The sequence below is a fragment of the Promicromonospora soli genome (assembly GCF_014653785.1).
Classification (GTDB): domain Bacteria; phylum Actinomycetota; class Actinomycetes; order Actinomycetales; family Cellulomonadaceae; genus Promicromonospora; species Promicromonospora soli.
The window spans coordinates 128,507-136,201 of the sequence record NZ_BNAS01000003.1; the positions used below are offsets into that span (position 1 = coordinate 128,507).

Annotated in this window: 9 protein-coding genes; 6 read left to right on the plus strand and 3 right to left on the minus strand. The window is 71.9% G+C overall.

Translation table 11 applies throughout. From position 1 onward, the window contains the following. Positions 1-62 precede the first annotated feature (62 nt). The 3 genes from IE250_RS10770 to IE250_RS10780 all read right to left on the minus strand — a co-directional run bounded on the left by IE250_RS10770 (position 63) and on the right by IE250_RS10780 (position 2,481). Positions 63-554 carry a GNAT family N-acetyltransferase gene (locus IE250_RS10770; protein WP_189669301.1) on the minus strand — a complete coding sequence of 164 codons (492 nt, stop codon included), beginning with the start codon at positions 552-554 and terminating at the stop codon, positions 63-65. Between the two features lie 101 nt (positions 555-655). Continuing rightward, the gene (locus IE250_RS10775) at positions 656-1,138 is read right to left on the minus strand and encodes a glutathione peroxidase (protein WP_189669302.1); all 483 of its coding nucleotides are present in this window, start codon (positions 1,136-1,138) and stop codon (positions 656-658) included. A 38-nt stretch (positions 1,139-1,176) separates the two neighbouring features. After that, positions 1,177-2,481: a dicarboxylate/amino acid:cation symporter gene (locus IE250_RS10780; RefSeq protein WP_189669303.1), complete on the minus strand. Its 1,305-nt coding sequence runs from the start codon at positions 2,479-2,481 to the stop codon at positions 1,177-1,179. 170 nt (positions 2,482-2,651) lie between these two features. On the opposite strand from IE250_RS10780, the gene IE250_RS10785 reads away from it, so the two are divergent. Genes IE250_RS10785 through IE250_RS10810 form a run of 6 tightly spaced genes read left to right on the plus strand, consistent with a single transcriptional unit; the run spans position 2,652 to position 7,689 of the window. After that, a complete protein-coding gene (locus IE250_RS10785) occupies positions 2,652-3,656 on the plus strand; it encodes a pseudouridine synthase (protein WP_229872344.1) in 1,005 nt (334 codons plus the stop codon). 52 nt (positions 3,657-3,708) lie between these two features. Then, entirely contained in the window at positions 3,709-4,944 is a 1,236-nt protein-coding gene (gene alr, locus IE250_RS10790) for an alanine racemase (protein ID WP_189669304.1), read from the plus strand. Then, entirely contained in the window at positions 4,941-5,525 is a 585-nt protein-coding gene (gene tsaE, locus IE250_RS10795) for a tRNA (adenosine(37)-N6)-threonylcarbamoyltransferase complex ATPase subunit type 1 TsaE (protein WP_229872345.1), read from the plus strand. Before alr ends, tsaE begins: the two co-directional genes overlap by 4 nt. Positions 5,526-5,534: 9 nt before the next feature. After that, positions 5,535-6,275 carry a tRNA (adenosine(37)-N6)-threonylcarbamoyltransferase complex dimerization subunit type 1 TsaB gene (gene tsaB / locus IE250_RS10800; protein WP_189669305.1) on the plus strand — a complete coding sequence of 247 codons (741 nt, stop codon included), beginning with the start codon at positions 5,535-5,537 and terminating at the stop codon, positions 6,273-6,275. Beyond that, entirely contained in the window at positions 6,272-6,835 is a 564-nt protein-coding gene (gene rimI / locus IE250_RS10805) for a ribosomal protein S18-alanine N-acetyltransferase (protein WP_189669306.1), read from the plus strand. The genes tsaB and rimI overlap by 4 nt, the downstream gene beginning before the upstream one ends. Further along, complete coding sequence (locus tag IE250_RS10810) at positions 6,832-7,689, plus strand: sulfurtransferase (RefSeq protein ID WP_189669307.1); 858 nt, start codon at positions 6,832-6,834, stop codon at positions 7,687-7,689. The genes rimI and IE250_RS10810 overlap by 4 nt, the downstream gene beginning before the upstream one ends. The last annotated feature ends 6 nt before the right edge of the window (positions 7,690-7,695 follow it).

The following is a 7,695-nucleotide window of genomic DNA, read 5'->3' on the forward strand; positions in this document are numbered from 1 at the left end:
CGATCGAAACTAGCCCCGGGAATCCCCCGCCCACCAGCCGATATCCCCGGACCGAGGGAGAGTCAGTCCCGCGGGAGGACCATCTCTACCTCGTCCGGGAACGGCGCGTACTCCGCCGCCTGGCTGCGCCCCGTACGGCGCCAGCCGAGGTGCTCGTAGAAGCCGATGGCCTGGTCGTTGTCGGCAAGGCACCACAGGCGGGGGTCGCTCATCTCGGCGACCGCCATGTCCATCGCCGCCCGCGCGAGGCCGGCGCCCCAGTGGGCGGGGTGCACGGCCAGGTGCCGCAGCAGCCGTTCGTCGTGAGCGACGAAGCAGGCCAGGCGGGAGCCCCTACCCCGCGAAGTGTCGGCGTCCTCGTCGTCCAGCACGAGAACGCGGACGCCCGGCTCGGTGATCGCGGCCTGCCACTTGGCCAGGACCTCGTCGGACGGGAACGGGTACATGCCCGGCGGGAAGATGTGACCCAGCGCTGCGATCCCGGCGGCGCGCTCGACGTCGAGGAGCGCCTGCGCATCCTCGGGCGTGGCCTGCCGGAACCGGTTGGGATCCATGGCCTCAGCGTACGGCCCGGCGGACGAAAAATGGGGTGCACAGTTTCGCGATGTGGTTACCCGGACCCGGTCAGGCCGCCGCTTCCGCGGCGGCCTGACCCTCAGCGTGGCAGGTGCGCCTCGATCTCGTTGACGATCGCCGGATCGTCCGGCAGCGTCTTCGGCGCGTACCGACGGACGTCACCACCGGGCAGCACCAGGAACTTCTCGAAGTTCCACCGGATCTTGCCCGAGTAGCCTTCTGCGTCCGCCGTCTTCGTGAGCTCGGCGTAGAGCGGGTGCGCCTGCCGCCCGTTCACCTTGACCTTGTCGAGCACGGGGAACGTGACGCCGTACGTCATGGAGCAGAACTCGGCGATCTTCTCGTTCGAGCTCAGCTCCTGCAGGAACTGGTTGCTGGGGAAGCCCAGCACGGTGAACCCGCGGTCCTGGTAGGTCTTCTGCAGCTTCTCCAGGGTCTCGTACTGCGGCGTCAGGCCGCACCGCGAGGCCACGTTCACCACGAGTACTACGTCCTCCTTGTGCTCCGCCAGCGAGATCTCGGTGCCGTCCATCGTGTGGAAGGGGATGTCGTAAAGGGCCATCCGCGCATCGTCCACCTTTTTTGCAGTCAGTGCAAGGTTCAGGCGGGCTCGGTGACCGCAGCGGCTTCGACGGTCGCCTCTTCCTCGGCCGCGGAGGTGTCGACGCTCTCGGCCGCCACCGTCTTCCGCTCGTCGTAGACGTCCCGGTCGATCTCGCCGCTCGCGTTGGCGACGAGCATGGCGACGAGCGTGTCGCCGTTGACGTTGAGGAACGTCCGGAAGATGCCCGTGAACCAGTCCACCGCGATGAGCAGCCCCACTGCCTCGAAGGGCAGCCCGAGCGACGTCGCGAGGAACATCGCGACGACGGGGAACCCTCCCGGCACCGTGATGGTCCCCATGTTGAGGAGCACGGCGAGCGCCATCCCCAGGACCAGCTGCCCCGTCGACAGGCTGATGTCGCCTGCCTGGGCAAGGAACATCACGACGATCGTGTAGTTGAGGACGGCGCCGTACGAGCCCATCGTCAGGCCGACCGACAGGGTGAAGCTCGCTACGCGGCGGCTGATGCCGACCTTCTCCACCGCGTTACGCAGCACCGTCGGGAAGGTGACGGCCGAGCTCGTCGTCGTGACGGCGATCGCCGTCTGCTCCGCGAGCTTGCGCGGGAGCTTCCACGGGCTCAGCCGCGTGCGCAGAGCGACGATCGTGACGAACAGGACGAAGAGAATGACTACGCCCAGCAGCGTCGTGCCGAGGTAGCTCAGCGCCGTCGTCACGACGGCGAACCCGACGTCTCCCGTGAGCGCCGCCAGCAGGCAGAACACGCCCACGGGCGCGATGTACATCACGAGCCGGATCATCGTGAGGACTATCTGCTGCACCTGGTCGAAGAACCCGAGCACGAGCTGGTTGCCGGTCCGGGCGATGTAGACGTTGAGCGCGGCGCCGAACAGCAGCGAGAAGATGATGATGGGCACCATGGTCGCCGTCGACATCGCCTCGAAGATGTTCGTCGACACGAAGGCGAGCACGGTGTCCTGCCAGCTTGTCGGCTCCGGCGGGGTCAGCGCTGGGTCGAGCTCCCCGTCGAACACCATCCCGGCTCCGGGCTGGACGATGGTGCTCAGGCCCCAGGCGAGCAGTGCCGCGACGACGGAGAACGAGATCATCCAGCCGAAGGTCCGCGCCGCGAGCCCGCCGGCACCCTTGCCGTTCATGGAACCCGTCGCGACGATCACCGAGGCCATGACGAGCGGCACGATCGACATCTGGATGAGGCGGATGAAGAGGTCGCCGACGAACTTCAGGTTGCTCGCCCACTCGCCGACGATCAGCCCGAAGGCGATTCCGGCGACGGCAGCGATGCCGATCTGTAGAGCGGGGTTCTTCAGGGCCTTCATGGGTCCTCCGGGGTTGTGTTCCGAACGACCGCACGGCCGCGCCCCGAAACTAGGCGAGCGCGGTTAGGCCGATGAAGACTGCGCGTTGCATTCCTGTTTCATCTTCGACGGGCTTTGACACGAATGTTTCGGATCGTGGTCCTCGACCGCCCCGGGGTTAGGTTGACGACGTGACTCACCCGCGCCGGACCGGTCCCGCAAAGCACCGACCGCCGCTGCCCGTGCGGGACGGGCTCAACCCCACGCGGCTCGTGCTGCCGCACGACGCCGACGCCGTCGCGCGGTTCCCGTTCGCGCTCGACTACCTCCTCGACCGCTTCAGCGACGACGAGGGCCGCCTGCGCGAGAAGCTCGCCCTGGGCGAGATCGTCACCGGACGCGGCGAACCCCTCACCCTGACGACGCAGTACGAACCGCGCGGCTTCCTCTACCTCTACCGCGACCCGCCCACGCACGAGGAGGACATCCCGTTCGAGCCGGAGGTGCTCCACCGCGACGAGGACCTGCTGGTCGTGGACAAGCCGCACTTCCTCGCGACGATGCCCCGCGGGCGATGGGTGCGGCAGACCGCGCTGGTCCGCCTCCGGGTAGCCCTCGACCTGCCCGGGCTCTCGCCGGCCCACCGGCTCGACCGCGGCACCGCGGGCGTGCTGGTCCTCACTGTGCGGCCGGAGGTGCGCGGCGCGTACCAGGAGGCGTTCGCCCGCCGCCAGGTGCGGAAGGTCTACGAAGCGGTGGCGCCGCTCCCGTCGTCCTCGCCCCACGAAGCCGCCGCCCAGCTCGCCCAGGGCGAGCCCGTCACGCTCCGCAGCCGCATCGTGAAGCGACGCGGCGTCACCCGCGCCGAGGAGGTGCCGGGGGAGCCGAACGCCGAGTCGCTCATCACCCTCTCCGCCGCCGACGACGCGCGTGGCCTCGGCCTCTACCGCCTGGAACCGCACACCGGCAAGACCCACCAGCTGCGGCTGCACATGGCGTCGCTCGGACTGCCGATCCTGCACGACCCGTTCTGGCCGCAGCTCCGCGACAGCGAGCCCGACGACTTCGACCGCCCCCTGCAGCTCCTTTCCCGCTCCCTGGAGCTCACCGACCCGCTGTCCGGTCGGCCCCGCCGCTTCGAGTCACGCCGCACACTCAGCGAATGGACGGGTCAGACGCACACGTCACCCGAGTGACCCGTACGTCTGACACGTCCACGAGCTTGTGACAGGTGCAAGAATCGGTGCGATGAGCACCACCCCCGACTACCCCGCCCGCGCCGTCGTGGATCTGGACGCGATCCGCGACAACGTGCGCGCCCTGCGGGCCACCGCACCGACCGCTCAGGTCATGGCCGTCGTCAAGGCCGACGCGTACGGGCACGGGCTCGCGCCGTCGGCCCGGGCGGCCCTCGCGGGCGGCGCGACGTGGCTCGGCGCGGCGCAGAGCGGGGAGGCGCTCGCGGTGCGGGCCGCCGTCGGGCCCGGGCCGCGGATCCTGACCTGGCTCTACGCGCCCGGCGCGCCCTTCGCCGACCTGGTCCGGGAGGACGTCGACGTCGCCGTCGCCGCACCCTGGGCACTCGACGAGGTGGCGGACGGCGCCCGCGTGGTCGGCCGGGCCGCGCGCGTGCACCTCAAGGTGGACACCGGGCTTGGCCGCAACGGCATCACACCCCAGGACCTGCCGGCAGTCCTCGACCGGGCGGCGGCGCTGCAGGCCGAGGGCGCGCTCACGGTCGTCGGCGTCATGTCGCACTTCGCGCTCGCGGACGAGCCCGACGACCCCTCGGTGAAGATGCAGACGCACGTCTTCGAGGACACGATCCGCACCGTGGAGGCCGCAGGGATGAGCCTCGAGGTGCGGCACATCGCGAACTCCGCGGCGACCGTGACCAACCCGTCATCGCACTACGACCTGGTGCGCCCTGGGATCGCCGTGTACGGGCTGTCACCGGTCCCGCAGCTGGGGGCCCCGGGCGACTTCGGGCTGCGTCCGGCTATGACGCTGGAGGCGCGCCTCGCCACGGTGAAACGGGTGCCGGCGGGCCACGGCGTCTCGTACGGCCACTTCTACGTCACCGAGCAGGACACGGTGCTCGGGGTTATCCCCCTCGGGTACGGGGACGGGATCCCGCGGCACGCGTCCGGCGGATCGCTGGGCCCGGGAGGTCCCGTGCTGGTGGGCGGCGCCGTGGACGACGTCGCCGCACCCGGCACCGGCCTCGGCACCGCCCGCGTGCTGCGCATCGCGGGCCGGGTGTGCATGGACCAGGTGATCATCGACCTCGGGCCCTACGCGTCCGAGCAGGCCGGCGACGTCGTGACGCTGTTCGGGGCGTCCGACGGGCTCACCCGCGCCGGGGCGCCCAACGCCGAGGACTGGGCGCGGGCCGCCGGCACCATCAGCTACGAGATCGTGACCCGCCTCGGGGCGCGCGTGCCCCGCGTGTACGTGGGCACAGCAGGAAGGGAGACCGCGTGAGCAGGGCAGCGAGTGGACCGGGCGACATCACGACGTCGGAGGCGGTGACGCTGGAGCTGGTCGACGCCGACACGACGCGCGCGCTCGGTGCGGCCCTCGCCGAGATGTTGCGCGCCGGGGACCTGGTGCTGCTCACGGGCGACCTCGGCGCAGGCAAGACCACCCTGACCCAGGGGATCGGCGCGGCGCTGAACGTACGCGGCCAGGTGGCGTCACCCACGTTCATCGTGGCGCGCGAGCACCCGCCGCTGCCGCGGGCGGACGGGACGCGCGGGCCCGGGCTGGTGCACGTCGACGCCTACCGGCTCGGCGGCCTGAGCGAGCTCGACGCGCTCGACCTGGACTCGTCCCTGGAGGACTCCGTCACCGTCGTCGAGTGGGGGCGCGGCCTGGCCGAGGCGCTCGCCGACGACCGGCTGGAGATCGACCTGGAGCGTCCGCGGGGTGCGCCGTCGTTCGACCCGGGTGTCGCCGCCGAGGAGGACCCGGAGGCGGGGACGCGGAAGGTGACGATCCGCGCCGTCGGGCAGCGGTGGGCCGGGGTGGACCTGGGGTCCCGGCTGAGCCGCGTGGCGAACTAGGCTGGTCGCGTGGCCGTTCTCGCTCTTGATACCTCAGCAGCCGTCGCCGTCTCGCTCGTCGACGAGGACGGTGCGCGCCTCGCGTCCCGAGCCTCTGACGAGCGCCGCCGGCACGCCGAGTCGCTCGCGCCCCTGATCACCGCGGTGCTCTCGGACGCGGGGATCGAACGGACCGAGCTGACCGCCGTCGTCGCGGGGACGGGGCCCGCCCCCTTTACGGGACTGCGCGTCGGGCTGGTCACGGCCCGTACGCTCGCGCTCACGCTCGGCGTCCCCGTGCTGGGTGTACCCAGCCTCGACGCCCTGGCCGCGCAGGCCGTCAGCGACCTCGGGCTCGGGGCCGGCGCCGAGATCCTCGCCACCTCCGACGCCCGCCGCAAGGAGGTCTACTGGGCGCGCTATCGCGTGGTCGCGCACGAGGGCCCGCACGGCGTCCCGGTCGTGGAGCGGCTCGCGGGGCCGGACGTCGACCGAGCCGGCTTCGTCGCGCAGGCCCAGCTCTCCCCGCCGGAGGCGGGCGGGCACCTGCCCGTCGTGATCGGCGAGGGCGCGATGCTCTACCCGGAGTTCCTTCCCGTGGCCGACGACGCACCCCTGGTCCCCGACGCGACGGTCCTGGCCCGCCTGGCGCTCGTGCGCCGCGCCGCGGGCGAGGACCAGCCGGTCGAGCCCCTGTACCTGCGGCGTCCGGACGTGCACGAGCCGACGCGGGTCTCGACGGGTCCGGCCGCCGCCGGGGGTGCCGCATGATCACCGAGGTGCGGCTCCGCCCGCTGCGCAACGCCGACTTCGACCGCGTGCTGGAGCTGGAGCGCCAGCTCTTCGGCAGGGGCGCCTGGACCTACGGGATGCTGGCCGACGAGCTGGCCGGTCTCGGCCGCTGGTACATCGTGGCGGAGCCGGAACGCCTCGACCGCGCCGGGGATCAGCCCGTCGTCGGCTACGCCGGCCTGTGGTTCGACGGCGACGTCACGCAGGTCATGACGATCGGCGTCGACCCCGCGTGCCAGCGGCACGGCGTGGGGCGGCAGCTCTTGACCGCGCTCATCGAGCGGTCCCGCAAGCTCAAGGCCGAGGCGGTGCTGTTGGAGGTGCGGGTCGACAACGTGCCTGCCATCGAGATGTACCGGGACTTCGGCTTCGCGATCCTCGGCGTGCGCAAGCGCTACTACCAGCCCGAGGACAAGGACGCGTACACCATGCGCCTCGAGCTGGCTGTCGCCGCCGGCGCTCCCGCGGACGCACCCGTCGGGAGCCCCGCGGACGCCACTGCCGACGCTGCTGACTCCCAGACTGGGGACGCGGCATGAGGGAACGAGTTCTGGTCGACGCCGCCACGCTGGCGGCGGACCTGGGGATCGGCGGCGGCGTGGACCCGGCCGAGGGAAGTCCGCTCGTCCTCGACGTCCGCTGGGCGCTCGGCATGACCGACGGCCACGAGCAGTACAGCGCAGGTCACGTCCCGGGCGCCGTGTACGTGGACCTGGAGACCGAGCTGGCCGCGCGGGCGTCGGCCGCGGCGGGGCGTCACCCGCTGCCCTCGGCGTCGGCGTTCCAGGAGGCCGCGCGCCGCTGGGGTGTCTCGGCGGGCTCGCGCGTCGTCGTCTACGACACCGTCGGCGGCACGTCCGCCGCCCGCGCCTGGTGGCTCCTGCGCTACTTCGGCGTACGGGACGTTCACATCCTCGACGGCGGCCTCGCAGCCTGGACCGCGGAGGGGTTCGCCCTCGAACCGGGTGACGTGACGCCCGAGCGGGGTGACGTCGTCGTGCGGCCGGGCGGGATGCCGGTCGTGGACGCGGACGAGGCGGCTGACCTGGCCGAACGCGAAGGCGTGCTGCTCGACGCGCGCGCCGCCGAGCGCTATCGCGGCGAGGTCGAGCCGGTGGACCCCCAGGCCGGGCACATCCCGGGTGCGGTCAGCGCGCCGACCACCGAGAACCTGCGTGCGGACGGGCGGTTCCTGTCGACCGCGGACCTGAAGCGGCGCTTCAGGGACCTGGGGGTCTCGACGGGCTCGACCGGTGTGTACTGCGGGTCGGGGGTCACGGCGTCGCACGAGGTGGCCGCTCTCGCGATCGTCGGCGTGGACGCGGCGCTGTACCCGGGCTCGTGGTCCCAGTGGTCGAACGACCCGGCGCGCGAGGTAGCGGTCGGGGCGTGATCATCC

Bases quoted from the DNA above. Each gene is read 5' to 3' on its own strand.
- IE250_RS10770 (WP_189669301.1), bottom strand. From the start codon at position 554: ATGGATCCCAACCGGTTCCGGCAGGCCACGCCCGAGGATGCGCAGGCG.
- rimI (WP_189669306.1), top strand. From the start codon at position 6,272: ATGATCACCGAGGTGCGGCTCCGCCCGCTGCGCAACGCCGACTTCGAC.
- IE250_RS10810 (WP_189669307.1), top strand. From the start codon at position 6,832: ATGAGGGAACGAGTTCTGGTCGACGCCGCCACGCTGGCGGCGGACCTG.
- alr (WP_189669304.1), top strand. From the start codon at position 3,709: ATGAGCACCACCCCCGACTACCCCGCCCGCGCCGTCGTGGATCTGGAC.
- IE250_RS10775 (WP_189669302.1), bottom strand. From the start codon at position 1,138: ATGGCCCTTTACGACATCCCCTTCCACACGATGGACGGCACCGAGATC.
- IE250_RS10780 (WP_189669303.1), bottom strand. From the start codon at position 2,481: ATGAAGGCCCTGAAGAACCCCGCTCTACAGATCGGCATCGCTGCCGTC.